This is a genomic window from Paraburkholderia sp. SIMBA_053 (assembly GCF_046534895.1).
Taxonomy (GTDB): domain Bacteria; phylum Pseudomonadota; class Gammaproteobacteria; order Burkholderiales; family Burkholderiaceae; genus Paraburkholderia; species Paraburkholderia caledonica.
Map to the genome: position 1 here is coordinate 1 of NZ_JAWRXU010001130.1, position 256 is coordinate 256.

Here is a 256-nt window from a genome sequence, read left to right on the forward strand (position 1 = left end):
GTGGCACGGAGAGCGACAACGTATCCGCGTCGTGCAGCCGCTGCGCGAGGCGCCGGATGTGCGCCGACGCCTGCTGCTGGGCTTCGCTGACCGGAGTGCCGCTCGGGTCCGCATATTTCGCATCGAGCGCATCGCCGTCGAATTCCGGCAAGTCAATCGACCACAGGTCGAGCACGTCGATCGGATGATCTGGATGTGCGCTGCGATAAGCCTCCAGATAGGCCCGTGCAACGTCGAGGGAAGCAGATCGAGTCTT

The 256-nt window shown here is 63.7% G+C and carries 1 protein-coding gene; it reads right to left on the reverse strand.

The window, feature by feature from the left end; translation table 11 throughout:
• Positions 1-256: NAD(P)H-dependent oxidoreductase (locus tag SB753_RS39155; protein WP_410805430.1), on the reverse strand; the 256-nt coding region annotated here is incomplete at both ends.